Origin of the sequence: Enterobacter cloacae complex sp. SHL022, from assembly GCF_049237785.1 — a bacterium.
Lineage (GTDB): Bacteria > Pseudomonadota > Gammaproteobacteria > Enterobacterales > Enterobacteriaceae > Enterobacter > Enterobacter hormaechei_C.
On record NZ_JBMKJH010000001.1, the window covers coordinates 360209 to 377425 of the forward strand.

Below are 17217 nucleotides of genomic sequence, written 5' to 3' on the forward strand. Positions count from 1 at the left end.
GGCGGCTGCGCTACATCTTATTCTTTTTTAATATATATCAGAAGTTGTTCCGGCGCGGACTTTCTGCTTTATGACGCCCGGCATCTGGACTTTATATTGTGCATACTTTCGCAGCGCGATGCGGTAATTGTTGGTACTGGTGGCGGGCAGCCAGGGCTCCAGATTTTCATCCAGGTATCCGGTCGTCAGCAGATCGCGGGAGATATTTTGCATGGTCAAATGCTGACCCAGGCGGCGCAGGCGAACCACGTATTCACGCACGGTGCCGTGACTCATCTCGGTTTGTTCAAACAGGAACTGCTTGAAGCCGATAATATCGAAGAAGTCGCTTTGCTCTTTGCAATGGAGATCGCCACAGAAACGGCAAAGCGCTACCCACTCTTTTTGCTCTTCAAGCCAGGCGGCTTCATCCATCAGCGTATCGAGGCGGGAAATCGCAATCTTATTCACGATTTCACCGCGACGAACCAGCGTGATGCGGTCGAGTAATTTTTTACAGTGGGCGCAATGCGTCTGGCTGTGTTTAAAGTCTTTCAGGTAGCGGCTTAAAGGCCGTCTTTTAGATTGCTGCACCGTCATGATAACTCCTGGTTGTCAATACGTTGTGCGGCATTTCCAAGGCGAATGACTCACCTATAACTTACCCAGTTTTGTGCGCAGGCGTTTAATGGCCTGGCTGTGCAGCTGGCTCACCCGTGACTCGCCCACCTCCAGCACGGCACCAATCTCTTTGAGATTGAGCTCTTCCTGGTAATAGAGGGTTAACACCAGTTGCTCACGTTCCGGTAAAGCTTCAATCGCTTCCATCACGCGCTGGCGTAAATTCCCTTCCAGTAAGTGGTGTAACGGGTTTTCTTGCTGATGTTCATCCGTCACCAGCTCGATGCTATCGCCATGCTCTTCGCGCCACTCATCATAAGAGAAGAGTTGGCTGTTATTGGTATCGAGCAACATCTGACGATATTCTTCAACAGGAATGCCCAGACGTTCCGCCACTTCGGTTTCCGTCGCGTTGCGCCCCAGCTCCTGTTCCAGCTGCCCCATCGCATGCGCCACTTCGCGCGCGTTGCGGCGAACGCTGCGCGGCACCCAGTCGCGGCTGCGCAGCTCGTCCAGCATCGCACCACGAATACGCTGCACTGCGTAAGTCGTAAATGCCGTTCCTTGCAGAGCGTCGTACCGGTCAACTGCATTCAATAACCCGATACCGCCCGCCTGTAGCAGATCGTCCAGTTCCACGCTCGCCGGCAAACGCACCTGGAGGCGCAATGCTTCGTGACGCACCAGCGGAACATAACGCTGCCACAGCGAGTGTTTATCCATTACACCTTCAGCGGTATAGAGTGAATTCACGATAAACAGCCCTGCGTTAGTTGAGTTATCGGCATGATTATCCGATTCTGGAGGGGTTTTAATCGGGTGAATAGTGGGTGAAATGAGGGGTTATTTGGGGGGTTACGCTTGTGCGTGGATAGAAAAAACCCCGCCGAAGCGGGGTTTAAGCGTAATCAGGCGATTAACCTTGCAGCAGAGACAGAACCTGCTGAGGAACCTGGTTAGCCTTGGCCAACACGGAGTTACCGGCCTGCTGGATGATCTGCGCTTTAGACATATTTGACACTTCGGTCGCATAGTCGGCGTCCTGAATACGGGACTGCGCTTCAGACAGGTTGGTGGTGGTGTTGTTCAGGTTGGTGACAGCAGAACCCAGGCGGTTTTGGATGGCACCTAAAGAAGAACGGAACTTATCGATGGAGCTGATAGCATCGTCCAATGCTTTCAGTGGATCGGTAGTAGTAGCAGCTTTAGTCGCTGCGTCGGTAGTGAATTTACCTGCTGCGTCAGTGTAAACAGCTTTTCCAGAACCATTGGTCACGCTGCCATCAGTTTGCAGGAAGTAATCAACGGTATTGGTAGTAGTCAGAGTACCATCAGTCGCTGTATAAGTAGCCGCGCCCCCAGTGGTAACAACGCCAGTTGCGCTAATAGAAATATCGTCAGTACCATCAGCGTCATTATCTATATTGAGAGCAGTACCTTTAGCAGCGGATTGCAGAGCATCAGCGCTGATACGAACGTTGCTCAGTGTAATTGTACCTGATTGAGAACCTGTTGCTGCGTCAGCAGAACCCGCCAGAGCGATAGTTGCGCCATCAGCCGTAGTAATTGAAACACCCACTGCACCTGTAGCGTCATGGTTTTTAGTCAGACCATCAAGCGTTGCCGCGGCAACTGTACCGGCGCTGTTTTGAGTCAAGTTACCTGTTGAATCGATAAACAGTGCTGAACCATCTTTAGCAGTAATTTTACCATCACTCGCCAGCACAACATCAACAGAAGTACCACCAATCTTAACGCTCAGGTTAGCAGTATCCCCTGCTTTCGGCGTCAGGAAGGATTGCAGTGCAGCGCTATTGCTGTCACCAGCTGCCGCACCAGCAGCGATGGTCGCCCCGAAGCTGAAATCATTTGTTGCTTTGTTGTAGGTATAGTTAGTCGCTGTCGCTGTCCCAAAACCATTAGAAATTGTGGCATCGACAATTGCACCATCAGACAGATTTGCAAATACGTTTGCAGCAGTGGCTTTATTCAGACCTGCGTCTACAGTGTATTTGGTTACACCGGCAGCATCGGTGGATGGTGTTGTACCTGCTGTAGCTGCTGCCGCTGCCAGTTCATCCTTGGTAGCAGCAGTGTTTGCCACAGAGCCCTGACCATTAACGTTAAAACCGGTCAGACCAAGAGTTTTAGAGTCGATTTGTTTCAGGTCGATAGTGATGGTCTGGCCATCGTTCGCTCCAACCTGAATTTTCATGGAACCGTCTTTAGCCAGCACATTAACACCGTTAAACTGAGTCTGACCAGACACGCGGTCAATTTCGTCCAGACGGGATTTGATTTCATCCTGAATTGAGTCCAGATCAGACTTAGAGTTAGTACCAGTAGAAGACTGAACGGTCAGCTCACGAATACGCTGTAAGTTGTTGTTGATTTCAGACAGTGCGCCTTCAGTAGTCTGTGCAACAGAGATGCCGTCGTTAGCGTTACGTGCAGCCTGAGTCAGACCTTTGATGTTGGAGGTGAAGCGGTTAGCAATCGCCTGGCCTGCTGCGTCATCTTTTGCGCTGTTGATACGCAGACCGGATGACAGACGCTCAATGGCAGTAGACATTGAAGACTGGTTCTTGTTGATGTTGTTCTGAGTGATCAGCGAGAGGCTGTTGGTATTAATGACTTGTGCCATGATTTCGTTTCCTGTTGTTCATCAAATCTGTGGATTAGATTTGGGTTTCCACCCTTCGGCTTCATCGCCGTCAAAGGTGTTATCGTCTGGTCCAAAACAACCTTTAGATTTTTTTTCAGGATCGCATCATTTTTTTAGCCACAGAAATACTCTTCTCTATTAGCGCTATTCTCGCCATTAAAAAAAAGAATCTAACCGTAAACTTTCCTGAGTTGAGGCCGATAACCCCACTATTCGTTCTACGTGTCGTTACATTAAGGAATAAATATGGCAAGTATTTCTACGTTGGGAGTCGGATCAGGTTTGCAGTTAGGCGACATTCTGGACAGTCTGACCGCTGCACAAAAAGCACAGCTGACGCCGATCTCTAAGCAGCAAACTTCCTATACAGCAAAACTTAGTGCCTACGGCACGCTGAAAAGTGCATTGGAATCCTTCCAGACGGCAAATACTGCACTTAGCAAAGCCGATCTGTTTACAGCGACTACCACCGCCAGCAGCAGCACAGCCTTCAGTGCCACAACCAGCGGCAGCGCGATTGCGGGTAAATACACCATTAACGTATCGCAGCTTGCGCAGGCGCAAACCCTGACAACAGCTAAAACGCAAAGTGATAATAAAACGGCGATTGCGACAGCGGACAGCACCATCACCATTCAGCAAGGTGGTGACAAGAAACCTGTCACTATTAATATCAGTGCGGAAAACTCATCTCTGAGTGGTATCCGAGATGCGATCAACAAAGCGGATGCTGGCGTAAGTGCCAGTATTATTAACGTCGGTAATGGTGAGTATCGTCTGTCCATTACGTCGAAAGATACCGGTAAAGACAATGCCATGACTATTAGTGTCAGCGGCGATACGGCACTTCAGTCCTTCATGGGCTACAACGGTAATAGCGCAGATACCGCTAACGGCATGATGGAAAGCGTTACGGCCCAAAATGCGCTATTGAAAGTTAATAACGTTGATATTGAAAACAGCAGCAATACAATCAGTGATGCGCTGGAAGATATCACTCTCAACCTGAACGACGTGACAACCGGTAATCAGACCTTAACGATCACTACCGATAACACTAAAGCGACCAAAGCGATAAACGACTGGGTGACGGCGTATAACTCCCTGCAAGATACTTTCAGCAGCCTCACAAAATATACTGCTGTGGACGCGGGTTCAGACGCTCAGAATACCAGCAACGGCGCGTTATTAGGCGACAGTACGCTACGCACTATTCAGACTCAGTTGAGAAGCGTGCTGAATAACCCTCACACCAGTTCCAATATCAAGACCCTTGCTCAAGCTGGCATCACTACCGACCCAAGCACCGGTAAACTGGAAGTGGATGATGACAAGCTTAGCGCGGCAATGAAAAACAGCGCGGCTGGTATCAAAGACCTGCTGATCGGTGACGGGAAAACATCCGGTATCACCACCACCGTTGGAACAAACCTTACAGGTTGGCTCTCCAGCACCGGCATCATTCAGGCTGCCAAAGATGGCGTCAGTAAAACCCTGAACAATTTAACTAAGCAATATAACGCGGCCAGCGAGCGTATCGACACCATGGTAGCGCGGTATAAAGAACAGTTTACGCAATTAGACGTCATGATGAACTCGCTGAACTCTACCAGCAGTTACCTGACGCAGCAGTTCGAAAATACGTCCAGCAACAAGTAGTAAACGCTAATCAGACCCTAGGGGGATAACATGTACGGCGCAAAAGGCACGCAAGCCTACGCAAAGATAGAAGTTGAAAGCGCGGTGATGAGCGCCAGCCAGCAGCAGCTGGTTATCATGCTATTTGATGGAGCCCTCAGCGCACTGGTACGGGCACGTCTGTTCCTTGCAGACGGTAATATCCAGGCAAAAGGGCTGGCGCTCTCCAAAGCGATTAATATCATCGAAAATGGCCTGAAGGTCGGATTGGATGAAGAGAGTAAAGACGAGTTAACACAAAACCTGATCGCTCTCTATGCCTATATGGTTCGTCGCCTGCTTCAGGCCAACCTTCGCAATGATGCCAGTGCCATCGAAGAGGTGGAAAATTTACTGCGCAATATTGCGGATGGCTGGAAGGAGGCAGCAGGTATACCAACTCTTGTCCAGGACGCCGTCTAATGAGTAACGCACCGCAACTTTATGCCCTTTATCAGCAACTCCTTGAGCAGAGCCAGTTGATGTTGCGACTGGCCCGGCAGGGACTATGGGATGATCTGATCATCTGTGAAACCGACTATGTTAATGCGGTGCACTCACTGGCTCGTCTCACTCAGGAAAGTGAACCTTCGACGCAGATTCAGGAGCAGCTTCGCCCGACGCTGCGGGTGATCCTGGACAACGAAGGCCAGGTAAAAACGTTGCTGCAAGCCAGAATGGATGAACTGGCGAAGCTGGTTGGTCAATCCTCCATCCAGAAAACCGTTCTCTCCACCTACGGTAACCAGGGCGGTCATGTCCTGGTTCCGCAAAGTAATAGCGATATCAATTAGCCATTTAACTGGCGGGCAAACGTTAACCGTTTCGTTCGCCAGGCATTTCTGCCAAACCTGCTCCATACTTGAGTTTCGCGACCTCATGGAGATGGTGCATGCGCAACCCAACACTTTTACAATGTTTTCACTGGTACTACCCCACCGGCGGTGAACTGTGGCGAGAAGTCACGGCATTAGCCCCCAATCTGAACGAAATCGGCATCAATATGGTCTGGTTACCGCCGGCCTACAAAGGGGCATCCGGCGGCTATTCCGTCGGGTATGACTCTTATGACCTTTTCGACCTCGGTGAGTTTGACCAGAAAGGCAGCGTCGCCACCAAATACGGCGATAAAGCCCAGTTGCTGGAGGCCATCAACGCCTTAAAAAGTAACCAGATTGCGGTGCTTCTGGACGTGGTGGTCAACCACAAAATGGGGGCCGATGAGAAGGAACCCGTCCGCGTGCAGCGCGTGGATGCGCAGGATCGCACCCAAATCAGCGATGAGATCATCGAATGCGAAGCCTGGACGCGCTACACCTTTCCCGTTCGGGCCGGCCAGTATTCGCAGTTCATCTGGGATTACAAATGCTTTAGCGGTATCGACCACATTGAAAACCCCAATGAGGACGGTATCTTCAAAATCGTGAACGACTACACTGGCGAAGGCTGGAACGATCAGGTCGACGACGAGATGGGCAATTTCGATTACCTGATGGGTGAAAATATTGATTTTCGCAACCACGCGGTGACGGAGGAGATCAAATACTGGGCGCGCTGGGTGATGGAGCAAACCCACTGCGACGGCTTCCGCCTTGACGCGGTAAAACACATCCCGGCCTGGTTCTATAAAGAGTGGATTGAGCACGTCCAGGAGGTGGCCCCGCAGCCGCTGTTTATCGTGGCGGAATACTGGTCACACGAAGTGGATAAATTGCAGCACTACATCAATCAGGTGGACGGCAAAACCATGCTGTTTGATGCGCCACTGCAAATGAAATTTCACGAAGCCTCACGCCAGGGACGCGACTACGATATGAGCCAGATTTTCACCGGTACGCTGGTGGAAGCCGATCCGTTCCATGCCGTGACGCTGGTGGCCAACCACGACACCCAACCCTTGCAGGCGCTGGAAGCCCCGGTTGAAGCCTGGTTCAAACCGCTGGCCTACGCGCTCATCCTGCTGCGTGAAAACGGCGTGCCGAGCGTGTTCTACCCGGATCTATTTGGTGCCAGCTATGACGACACCGGCGGGGATGGCGAGACGTATCACATCGATATGCCGGTGATTGAACAACTCCACGAGCTTATCCTCGCCCGGCAGCGTTTTGCCCACGGCGTGCAGACGCTGTTTTTCGATCATCCAAACTGTATTGCGTTCAGCCGCAGCGGGACTGAGGAGCACCCGGGCTGTGTGGTGGTGCTGTCGAATGGGGATGACGGCGAAAAGACGATCTGCCTCGGGGAGAATTACGGCAATAAGACCTGGCGTGATTTTTTAGGCAACCGCGAGGAAACCGTGACCACGGCGGCGGATGGCGAAGGGACGTTCTTCTGTAACGGGGGAAGCGTCAGCGTCTGGGTGATTGAGGACGCGCTGTAGTGCTGGAACAGTGCGGTCTGCGGACCCGCTCCCGAAGCGTACGCCATCCTCACAAAATAATGTCTGCACAGACGGCCCCCTCTCCCTTGAGGGAGAGGGCTGGGGTGAGGGGGAACATACGGCTCTGGTGGTCATTCCGTTCACTTTATGTTCCTTGCTACTCTGTCACAACATAACCGGTGAACGTGCCAGGGTGGCTCAGTCGCCACCACCCTGGCGACCCGGGCTTCCGGCGGAAAATCGCCGCTTCGCGGTGCCTTCGGCTTATTCCTTCCGGCTTATCGGGGACGGGCGGAGGTAACATCCCTGTAAAGCCCGCCCTCTCGGCGCATCCCTGCGCCTCGCCCCGGCCTACAGGAAACGCCTCAGCGATTTACAGCCGGACCAGAGCATCGCTGAAAGCCTTCAGTCGTTCTCAAACAAGTTTTTTGCTTCGGGTTAAAAGTTACGGAAGCTTACTCTCCAGCGGATTCTTGCTCAGGTAATCTGCGCATTCCACCGTTGGGCGGTCAACCTTGTACAGTTCCATGCCGTCATACTCCAGCGCCGCCCCATCACGATCGAGCGGATAGACGTCTCGTTTTTCGGTCACGTTATAATAATCATCTGAACGCAGCATGATCTTACCCGGCACCGCGATAACGCGCTGCCACTGACGGCAATCCAGGGTATCACCCTCTGGCGTCACCACCAGCGTGGCAATCGCCTCCGGGCTCACCATCGCGCTCTGCGGCCCTTTCGACTGCCAGTAACCTGCCAGATGCGAAGGTGCCGGATGCTTAACCACTTCCTGATAGTTTTCGACCTGAACGCATCCCGCTAACGTCAGCATTGCAGCCACAATTGCTACTTTTTTCATCATCTTTCCTGCATGCGAAGAAAAAAATATTGTGGCATTAAAGCCATCAGGCTGCCAGCGTAAGATAGGTATTGATTAAACCTGCATCCCCATCACTTCCTGGTATGCCGACACCAGCTTGTTACGCACCTGCAACCCCATCTGCAATGACACCGACGCTTTTTGCAGATCGGCCATCACATCGTTGAGCGCCACGCCGGGTTCGCCAAGGGTAAATCTCTCAGCCTGGGTACGGGCCGCGTTTTGCTTGTCGCTGATCCGGTCCAGCGCCGCATGCAGTTGACCGGCGAAACTGACGCCCGGCGGCTGGTCAGCCACGCTCTGATTACGGGCGGTCATCGCCGTTGCCTGTAACTGACTGAGTACCCCTTCAATGCCCTGTATAGCCATGACTCTCCCCTGGATGGTTTTTTACGAGGTCAAGACTAACAGCTTGTCAATAAGATAATGGCGGTAAATAGCGTTAAAAAACCAGGTTATTTGACGCATAGAAAATCCCGAATCATCAAATAATGGCAGGGCCATCAGTATGGAACTTTTGTCGTGTTTGCCGACCCGGGAGTCAGTTTTGTTTCTCTACACGAATAACGTAAACCACCAGGATTTAAGAGGTGCGCAATGAGTGCGACAGCAGCATCGACAGCGCCACAGAATAAATCACTCGAGTGGATGAACCGCCTTCGCGCCAACCCTAAGATCCCGTTGATTGTGGCAGGCGCTGCCGCCATTGCGATCGTTGTCGCGATGGTCTTATGGGCAAAAAGCCCCGATTACCGCACGCTCTACAGCAACCTTTCCGACCAGGATGGCGGTGCCATCGTCACCCAGTTGACCCAGATGAACATCCCGTATCGCTTTGCCGATAACGGCGGTGCACTTGAAGTACCGGCAGATAAAGTGCACGAGCTTCGCCTGCGTCTCGCCCAGCAGGGGCTGCCGAAAGGCGGCGCGGTTGGGTTTGAGCTGCTGGATCAGGAAAAATTCGGCATCAGTCAGTTCAGCGAGCAGGTTAACTACCAGCGCGCGCTGGAAGGTGAGCTGGCCCGTACGATTGAAACCTTAGGCCCGGTGAAAAGTGCCCGTGTGCACCTGGCGATGCCTAAGCCGTCCCTGTTTGTCCGCGAACAAAAGTCCCCTTCTGCCTCTGTGACGGTTAACCTCGAACCTGGCCGTGCGCTGGATGAAGGGCAGATCAGCGCCGTCACGCACCTGGTCTCCAGCGCGGTGGCCGGTCTGCCGCCAGGTAACGTCACGCTGGTGGATCAGAGTGGTCATCTGCTGACGCAGTCCAACACCGCCGGGCGCGATCTCAACGACGCCCAGCTGAAATACGCCGCCGACGTGGAAGGCCGTCTTCAGCGTCGCATCGAAGCGATTCTGGGCCCGGTGGTCGGCAGCAGCAACGTACACGCGCAAGTCACCGCGCAGATTGATTTCTCGAATAAAGAACAAACCGAAGAGCAGTACGCTCCGAACGGGGATGCCTCCCGCGCCGTGTTACGCTCGCGTCAGATCAATGAGTCGGAACAGGTCGGCGGCCAGTATCCTGGCGGTGTGCCGGGCGCGCTCTCTAACCAGCCTGCACCTGCCAACGCCGCGCCAATCTCCACCCCGCCGGCAAACCCGCAGAACGGTCAGCAAACGAATCAGCAGACGACCTCGACCGCGAACAGTACCGGCCCGCGTAACAGCAGCCGTAACGAAACGACCAACTACGAAGTCGACCGGACCATCCGCCATACCAAACTGAACACGGGCGATATTCAGCGTCTCTCTGTTGCCGTGGTGGTGAACTACAAAACGCTGCCGGACGGTAAACCGCTGCCGCTCACGGCGGAGCAGATGAAGCAGATCGAAGATTTGACCCGCGAAGCGATGGGCTTCTCTGAAAAACGTGGCGATACCCTCAACGTTGTGAACTCACCGTTCAACCCGGTGGATGAGACCGGTGGCGAACTGCCGTTCTGGCAACAGCAGGCGTTCTTCGATCAGCTGATGTCCGCAGGCCGCTGGCTGCTGGTGCTGATTGTCGCGTGGCTGCTGTGGCGTAAGGGCGTTCGTCCTCAGCTACAGCGTCGTGCTGAAGCCGAGAAAGCCGCGCTGGAACAGAAGAACGCGCGTCCGGACGAGGAAGAAGCGGTTGAAGTTCGTCTCAGCAAAGATGAACAGATGCAGCAGCGTCGTGCTAACCAGCGCATGGGCGCAGAGGTGATGAGCCAGCGCATTCGCGAAATGTCAGATAACGATCCGCGCGTCGTCGCGCTGGTCATCCGCGGTTGGATGGGTAACGAACATGAGTAATACGCTTACAGGCACCGATAAGAGCGTCATCCTGCTGATGACCATTGGCGAAGATCGCGCGGCGGAGGTGTTTAAACACCTCTCCCAGCGAGAAGTGCAGATCCTCAGCGCGGCGATGGCCAACGTGCGCCAGATCTCTAACAAGCAGCTGACCGAGGTGCTGGCGGAGTTTGAGCAGGAAGCCGAGCAGTTTGCCGCCCTCAACGTCAACGCCAACGAATACCTGCGCTCCGTGCTGGTTAAGGCGCTGGGCGAAGAGCGCGCCGCCAGCCTGCTGGAAGATATTCTCGAAACGCGCGACACCGCCAGTGGGATCGAAACGCTCAACTTTATGGAGCCGCAAAGCGCCGCCGATCTTATTCGCGACGAGCACCCGCAGATTATCGCCACCATTCTGGTCCATCTCAAACGGGGCCAGGCGGCCGATATTCTTGCGCTGTTCGACGAGCGCCTGCGCCACGACGTGATGCTGCGTATCGCCACCTTCGGCGGCGTCCAGCCAGCCGCGCTGGCGGAGCTGACCGAAGTGCTGAACAACCTGCTCGACGGCCAGAACCTCAAGCGCAGCAAAATGGGCGGCGTGAGAACGGCAGCGGAAATCATCAACCTGATGAAAACGCAGCAGGAAGAGGCGGTTATTACGGCGGTACGCGAGTTCGACGGCGAGCTGGCGCAGAAAATTATCGACGAGATGTTCCTGTTCGAAAACCTGGTCGAAGTGGACGACCGCAGCATCCAGCGCCTGCTCCAGGAGGTGGACTCCGAATCGCTGCTTATCGCCCTCAAAGGCGCCGAGCAGCCGCTGCGCGAGAAGTTCCTGCGCAACATGTCCCAGCGTGCGGCCGATATCCTGCGCGACGACCTGGCCAACCGTGGCCCGGTACGTCTGTCTCAGGTGGAAAACGAACAGAAAGCGATCCTGCTTATTGTTCGTCGACTGGCCGAAACCGGCGAGATGGTGATTGGCAGCGGAGACGACACCTATGTCTGATGAACTGTCGTGGAAGCGCTGGACGCCTGACGACCTCTCCCCTCCCAGCGCAGAGTTCACCCCTGCCGTTGTGTCGTCCGACGAGGGCGACGCCGGGGCGGGCGAACCCGAGCTGAGTGAAGAGGAACAGCGCGCCCAGTTGCTGGCCCAGATGCAAATGCAGGCGCACGAACAGGGCTTCAATGCAGGGATGAACGAAGGCCGTCAGACCGGGCACGCACAGGGTTATCAGGAAGGGCTGGCGAAAGGTTTAGAGCAGGGCATCGAGCAGGCGCGCCAGCAGCAGGCGCCGCTACATGCCCGCATGCAGCAGCTGGTGAGCGAGTTTCAGCATACGCTGGATGCGCTCGACAGCGTGATTGCCTCGCGCCTGATGCAGATGGCGCTGGAGGCGGCCCGTCAGGTGATCGGCCAGACGCCGATAGTGGATAACGCCGCGCTGATTAAGCAGATCCAGGGGCTACTCCAGCAGGAGCCGCTGTTCAGCGGCAAACCGCAGCTGCGCGTTCATCCTGATGATTTGCAGCGCGTGGAAGAGAGCCTCGGCGCTACGCTGAGCCTGCACGGCTGGCGGCTGCGCGGCGATCCGTCACTTCATCACGGAGGCTGTAAGGTCTCGGCGGATGAGGGCGATCTGGATGCCAGCGTCGCGACCCGCTGGCAGGAACTGTGCCGCCTGGCGGCACCGGGAGTCGTCTGATGACCGCTCGCCTTACGCGCTGGCTTAACACGCTTGATAATTTTGAAACGAAGATGGCGCAGCTGCCATCCGTTCGTCGTTATGGACGCCTGACGCGCGCCACCGGTCTGGTTCTGGAAGCCACGGGGCTGCAACTTCCGCTCGGCGCCACCTGCGTGATTGAGCGTCAGGACGGGGGCGACACGCGTGAAGTGGAAAGCGAAGTGGTCGGGTTCAACGGTCAGCGCCTGTTTCTGATGCCCCTTGAAGAAGTGGAAGGGATTTTGCCCGGCGCCCGCGTCTACGCGAAAAACATTAGCGGTGACGGCCTGCAAAGCGGCAAACAGCTCCCGCTCGGTCCGGCGCTGCTGGGCCGCGTCCTGGACGGAAGCGGCAAACCGCTCGATGGCCTGCCCTCCCCTGATACCACCGAAACCGGCGCGCTGATCACCCAACCCTTCAACCCGCTGCAACGCACGCCAATCGAGCACGTACTGGATACCGGCGTGCGGCCGATTAACGCCCTGCTCACCGTGGGACGCGGCCAGCGTATGGGGCTGTTTGCCGGCTCCGGCGTGGGTAAATCGGTCCTGCTCGGCATGATGGCGCGTTATACCCAGGCTGACGTGATCGTCGTTGGCCTGATTGGTGAGCGTGGTCGCGAAGTCAAAGATTTCATCGAAAACATTCTGGGTACGGAGGGCCGCGCCCGCTCGGTGGTGATCGCCGCGCCTGCGGACGTGTCGCCGCTGCTGCGTATGCAGGGTGCCGCCTACGCCACGCGTATTGCGGAAGATTTCCGCGACCGGGGCCAGCACGTGCTGTTGATTATGGACTCCCTGACCCGCTACGCGATGGCGCAGCGTGAGATTGCGCTGGCCATCGGCGAGCCGCCCGCGACCAAAGGCTACCCGCCGTCGGTCTTCGCCAAGCTCCCGGCGTTGGTTGAGCGCGCGGGGAACGGCATCAGCGGCGGCGGCTCCATCACCGCGTTCTATACGGTACTGACCGAAGGTGATGACCAGCAGGACCCGATTGCCGACTCCGCACGCGCGATCCTCGACGGCCATATCGTGCTGTCGCGCCGTCTGGCCGAAGCCGGGCACTATCCGGCCATTGATATTGAAGCGTCGATCAGCCGTGCGATGACGGCCCTGATCACCGAGCAACACTACGCCCGCGTGCGTAACTTCAAACAACTGCTCTCCAGCTTCCAGCGCAACCGCGATCTGGTAAGCGTCGGGGCGTACGCCAAAGGCAGCGACCCGATGCTCGATAAAGCGATTGCCCTCTGGCCGCAGCTGGAGGCATTTCTGCAACAGGGTATTTTTGAACGCGCCGACTGGGAAGATTCCCTCCAGGCACTGGAGCTGATTTTCCCGCAGGTGTAACACAGGTGGAGGGCGAAGGTCATGGCGCAGAACAGCGCGTTATCAACGCTGAAAGATCTGGCTGAAAAAGAAGTTGATGATGCCGCATTGCAGCTTGGCGCAATGCGACGCGGGTGCCAGCAGGCTGAAGAACAGTTGAAGATGTTAATCGACTATCAGCATGAATATCGCACCAACCTTAACACCGACATGACGCAGGGCATTGGTAGCCAGCGCTGGATTAACTATCAGCAGTTTATCCAGACGCTGGAAAAGGCGATTGAGCAGCATCGCCAGCAGCTTAACCAGTGGACGCAAAAAGTCGATACCGCGCTGAATTTCTGGCGCGAGAAAAAACAGCGGTTGCAGGCCTGGCAAACCCTACAGGACCGGCAGATTGCAGCCTCGACCCTGGCGGAAAACCGTCTGGATCAGAAAAAAATGGATGAGTTTGCCCAGCGCGCATCAATGAGGAAACCTGAATGATCACACTGCAACAACTGCTGATGACCGACAGCGACCCGTCCGGCGGCACGCTTGCCGGGAAAGGCGCTGAGGGCGCGCAAGATTTTCTCTCTCTGCTGGCGGGCGCGCTGACCGAGACCACCGGCAAAGGCAAAGATGCCCCGCTGACGCTGGCGGATCTGAAAGCGGCGGGCAGCAAGCTCTCGACAGCGGCAAAGGAAAAAAACGGTGATACCACGCTCCAGGCCAAAATCGCCGAACTGCTCTCCCGTCAGGAGACTCTAACTGATGAAGATACCGCCGTCTCCCTGCAAAGCCTCGTCTCCGGCCTGAAACCCGCCGCGAATACGGATGCGCTGAAGGCGCTAACCCAGCCGGAGGCGAAAACAAACAGCGAGACCACGACTGAAGAAGAGGAGCTGGCCGGGTTAAGCGCGCTGATGGCGATGTTACCGCACCAGCAGACCACCACCCCGGTAGCGACGCAGCCTGCGAGCACCGGGGAGATCGCCCCCCGTGCCGCCCTCCCCTCTGCGCTAGCCCAGACGGATAACGGCCAGCATCAGCCGCTTAGCCATGCGTTAACGGGTCAGGAAAAAATGCCGGTTCAGGACAGCGACACCTCGCTGCCCGCCACGGCAGCCGTTACGCCAGCCGTCGCCGCCGTCGCGGAGAAGCAGGACGTAGCGAGCGCGGCGTCGCCTGCCGCCAGCCCAACCGCGACGCTGGCCCCGATCGTCAGCCACCTGGCGCCTTCACAGCCTGCCGCTACCGTTGCGACAGCGCCGGTGTTAAGCCAGCCGCTGGGCACGCACGAATGGCAGCAGAATCTGAGCCAGCACATCACCCTGTTCACCAGACAGGGACAGCAGACCGCAGAGCTGCGTCTGCACCCGGAAGATCTGGGTCAGGTGCAAATTTCGCTTAAGCTGGATGACAACCAGGCACAGTTGCAGATGGTTTCGCCCCACAGCCACGTTCGCGCGGCGCTGGAAGCGGCCCTGCCGATCCTGCGCACGCAGCTTGCGGAAAACGGCATTCAGCTTTCCCAAAGCAGCGTCAGCAGCGAGGGCTTTACCGGGCAGCAGCAGTCCTCATCCGGGCAGCAACAGCACGCTTCGCGTTCCGGCCAGCATGGCGGGTTTAACGATGAGAGTGAAGAGTTATTGCCTGCCCCTGCCGCCCTGCAATCCGCCGCGCGCGGCAGCCGTGCCGTAGACATCTTTGCCTAAACGCCAGAGGTAACGTGATTATCCCCGTCTTTTCCACGCTTTGACCTAAGCCGGACACGGGATAATCACCGTATTAAGCTGTACCGAAACAGGAAGCTCGTATCAGATGACAGACTCCGCTATCACCAAAAAAAGCAAGCGTTCCATCTGGATCCCGCTGCTGGTGTTGATTACCCTCGCGGCCTGCGCCACCGCAGGCTACAGTTACTGGCGTATGCAGCAGGAACCCTCCAGCGCGGCCGCCAAAGCTGAAGCGCCGCCTCCACCGGCGCCGGTCTTCTACCCGCTGGATACGTTCACCGTGAACCTGGGCGATGCGGATCGCGTGCTTTACGTGGGTATTACGCTGCGTCTGAAAGATGAAGCGACCCGTGCACGTCTGAACGACTACCTGCCAGAAGTGCGTAGCCGTCTGCTGCTGCTGTTTTCTCGTCAGGATGCCTCCGCGCTCGCCACCGATGTGGGCAAGCAAAAGCTGGTCGATGCCATCAAACAGACGCTGGCGACCCCGCTGGTAAACGGCCAACCTAAGCAGGAAGTCACTGACGTTCTGTATACAGCCTTCATTCTGCGGTAACGACATGGGCGACAGTATTCTTTCTCAGGCAGAAATCGATGCGCTGCTCAACGGCGACAGCGATAAGAGTGACGAACCGAAACCGGGTCTGACCGGCGACGATAATATTCGTCCCTACGATCCCAATACCCAGCGTCGCGTGGTGCGCGAGCGTTTACAGGCGCTGGAGATCATCAACGAACGTTTCGCACGTCAGTTCCGTATGGGGCTGTTTAACCTGCTGCGTCGTAGCCCGGATATCACCGTCGGTGCCATCCGCATTCAGCCGTATCATGAGTTTGCCCGCAACCTGCCGGTGCCAACCAACCTTAACCTGATCCATCTGAAACCGCTGCGCGGTACCGGCCTGGTGGTGTTTTCGCCAAGCCTGGTGTTCATCGCAGTGGACAACCTGTTCGGTGGCGATGGTCGTTTCCCGACCAAAGTGGAAGGCCGGGAGTTTACCCATACCGAACAGCGCGTGATTAACCGCATGCTGAAGCTGGCGCTGGAATCCTACAGCGACGCGTGGAAAGCGATTAACCCGCTGGAAGTGGAGTACGTGCGTTCCGAGATGCAGGTGAAATTTACCAACATCACCACCTCCCCGAATGACATCGTCGTGAATACCCCGTTCCACGTCGAGATCGGCAACCTGACGGGTGAGTTCAACATCTGCCTGCCGTTCAGCATGATTGAACCGCTGCGCGAACTGCTGGTGAACCCGCCGCTGGAGAACTCACGTCACGAAGATCAGAACTGGCGTGAGAACCTGGTGCGTCAGGTGCAGCACTCGCAGCTGGAGCTGGTAGCCAACTTTGCCGACATCTCCATGCGGTTATCGCAGATCCTGAAATTACAACCCGGCGACGTTTTGCCGATAGATAAACCCGACCGCATTATTGCCCATGTGGATGGCGTACCCGTGCTGACAAGCCAGTACGGCACGATTAACGGCCAGTATGCGTTACGCGTTGAGCACTTGATCAACCCGATTTTGAATTCGCTGAATGAGGAACAGCCCAAATGAGTGACATGAACAATCCGTCCGATGAAAACAGCGGAGCACTGGACGATCTGTGGGCTGACGCGTTAAACGAGCAGAAAACAACGCCGACGAAAAGCGCGGCAGACGCGGTCTTTCAGCAGTTAGGCGGCGGCGACGTCAGCGGCACGTTGCAGGACATCGACCTGATTATGGACATTCCGGTCAAGCTCACCGTTGAGCTGGGTCGCACCCGCATGACCATTAAAGAGCTGCTGCGCCTGACGCAGGGTTCCGTGGTGGCGCTTGACGGTTTAGCGGGTGAGCCGCTGGATATTCTGATCAACGGCTACCTGATTGCACAAGGCGAAGTGGTGGTGGTGGCCGATAAATACGGCGTACGTATCACCGACATCATTACCCCTTCCGAACGTATGCGTCGTCTGAGCCGTTAAGT

General features: G+C 55.9%; 18 protein-coding genes. 13 read left to right on the forward strand and 5 right to left on the reverse strand.

What is annotated here, in order from left to right:
- Window positions 1-27: 27 nt before the first annotated feature.
- From fliZ to ACOTZD_RS01780, 3 genes are all read right to left on the reverse strand, one after another.
- Complete coding sequence (fliZ, locus tag ACOTZD_RS01770; protein WP_015570235.1) at window positions 28-579, reverse strand: flagella biosynthesis regulatory protein FliZ; 552 nt, start codon at window positions 577-579, stop codon at window positions 28-30.
- Between the two features lie 54 nt (window positions 580-633).
- Complete coding sequence (locus ACOTZD_RS01775; RefSeq protein ID WP_003859623.1) at window positions 634-1353, reverse strand: RNA polymerase sigma factor FliA; 720 nt, start codon at window positions 1351-1353, stop codon at window positions 634-636.
- Between the two features lie 163 nt (window positions 1354-1516).
- A complete protein-coding gene (locus ACOTZD_RS01780) occupies window positions 1517-3244 on the reverse strand; it encodes a FliC/FljB family flagellin (RefSeq protein WP_023314396.1) in 1728 nt (575 codons plus the stop codon).
- Between the two features lie 267 nt (window positions 3245-3511).
- Here ACOTZD_RS01780 and fliD point away from each other — a divergent pair, with 267 nt between their 5' ends.
- The 4 genes from fliD to amyA all read left to right on the forward strand — a co-directional run bounded on the left by fliD (window position 3512) and on the right by amyA (window position 7322).
- Window positions 3512-4924, forward strand: coding sequence for a flagellar filament capping protein FliD (gene fliD, locus ACOTZD_RS01785; RefSeq protein WP_032659217.1), 1413 nt, complete (start codon window positions 3512-3514; stop codon window positions 4922-4924).
- 30 nt (window positions 4925-4954) lie between these two features.
- Entirely contained in the window at window positions 4955-5365 is a 411-nt protein-coding gene (gene fliS / locus ACOTZD_RS01790; RefSeq protein WP_006811147.1) for a flagellar export chaperone FliS, read from the forward strand.
- Window positions 5365-5736 carry a flagella biosynthesis regulatory protein FliT gene (fliT, locus tag ACOTZD_RS01795; RefSeq protein WP_003859615.1) on the forward strand — a complete coding sequence of 124 codons (372 nt, stop codon included), beginning with the start codon at window positions 5365-5367 and terminating at the stop codon, window positions 5734-5736. The genes fliS and fliT overlap by 1 nt, the downstream gene beginning before the upstream one ends.
- A 98-nt stretch (window positions 5737-5834) precedes the next feature.
- Complete coding sequence (gene amyA, locus ACOTZD_RS01800; protein ID WP_003859614.1) at window positions 5835-7322, forward strand: alpha-amylase; 1488 nt, start codon at window positions 5835-5837, stop codon at window positions 7320-7322.
- A gap of 445 nt (window positions 7323-7767) precedes the next feature.
- Here the strand turns inward: amyA and yedD are convergent, their stop codons facing one another.
- Together yedD and fliE are read right to left on the reverse strand one after the other, a co-directional pair.
- The gene (gene yedD, locus ACOTZD_RS01805) at window positions 7768-8181 is read right to left on the reverse strand and encodes a lipoprotein YedD (RefSeq protein ID WP_022648547.1); all 414 of its coding nucleotides are present in this window, start codon (window positions 8179-8181) and stop codon (window positions 7768-7770) included.
- 75 nt (window positions 8182-8256) lie between these two features.
- Window positions 8257-8571, reverse strand: a complete 315-nt coding sequence (fliE, locus tag ACOTZD_RS01810; protein ID WP_003859612.1) for a flagellar hook-basal body complex protein FliE — start codon at window positions 8569-8571, stop codon at window positions 8257-8259.
- 228 nt (window positions 8572-8799) lie between these two features.
- Between fliE and fliF the strand changes: the two genes are divergently transcribed.
- The 9 genes from fliF (at window position 8800) to fliN (ending at window position 17215) form a co-directional block, all read left to right on the forward strand.
- A complete protein-coding gene (gene fliF, locus ACOTZD_RS01815) occupies window positions 8800-10482 on the forward strand; it encodes a flagellar basal-body MS-ring/collar protein FliF (protein WP_045617692.1) in 1683 nt (560 codons plus the stop codon).
- The gene (gene fliG, locus ACOTZD_RS01820) at window positions 10475-11473 is read left to right on the forward strand and encodes a flagellar motor switch protein FliG (RefSeq protein WP_003859608.1); all 999 of its coding nucleotides are present in this window, start codon (window positions 10475-10477) and stop codon (window positions 11471-11473) included. Before fliF ends, fliG begins: the two co-directional genes overlap by 8 nt.
- Window positions 11466-12173 (forward strand): flagellar assembly protein FliH, encoded by a 708-nt coding sequence (gene fliH / locus ACOTZD_RS01825; protein ID WP_045346618.1) that lies wholly within the window; start codon window positions 11466-11468, stop codon window positions 12171-12173. The genes fliG and fliH overlap by 8 nt, the downstream gene beginning before the upstream one ends.
- Entirely contained in the window at window positions 12173-13543 is a 1371-nt protein-coding gene (gene fliI / locus ACOTZD_RS01830) for a flagellar protein export ATPase FliI (protein WP_003859604.1), read from the forward strand. Before fliH ends, fliI begins: the two co-directional genes overlap by 1 nt.
- Before the next feature lie 21 nt (window positions 13544-13564).
- Window positions 13565-14008 carry a flagellar export protein FliJ gene (fliJ, locus tag ACOTZD_RS01835; protein WP_006811155.1) on the forward strand — a complete coding sequence of 148 codons (444 nt, stop codon included), beginning with the start codon at window positions 13565-13567 and terminating at the stop codon, window positions 14006-14008.
- Complete coding sequence (gene fliK / locus ACOTZD_RS01840; RefSeq protein WP_023324905.1) at window positions 14005-15219, forward strand: flagellar hook length control protein FliK; 1215 nt, start codon at window positions 14005-14007, stop codon at window positions 15217-15219. The genes fliJ and fliK overlap by 4 nt, the downstream gene beginning before the upstream one ends.
- A gap of 106 nt (window positions 15220-15325) precedes the next feature.
- Window positions 15326-15796 (forward strand): flagellar basal body-associated protein FliL, encoded by a 471-nt coding sequence (gene fliL, locus ACOTZD_RS01845; RefSeq protein ID WP_003859598.1) that lies wholly within the window; start codon window positions 15326-15328, stop codon window positions 15794-15796.
- A gap of 4 nt (window positions 15797-15800) precedes the next feature.
- Window positions 15801-16805: a flagellar motor switch protein FliM gene (gene fliM, locus ACOTZD_RS01850; protein ID WP_003859594.1), complete on the forward strand. Its 1005-nt coding sequence runs from the start codon at window positions 15801-15803 to the stop codon at window positions 16803-16805.
- On the forward strand, window positions 16802-17215 hold the full coding sequence (gene fliN, locus ACOTZD_RS01855) for a flagellar motor switch protein FliN (protein ID WP_003859592.1): 414 nt from the start codon (window positions 16802-16804) through the stop codon (window positions 17213-17215). Before fliM ends, fliN begins: the two co-directional genes overlap by 4 nt.
- The last annotated feature ends 2 nt before the right edge of the window (window positions 17216-17217 follow it).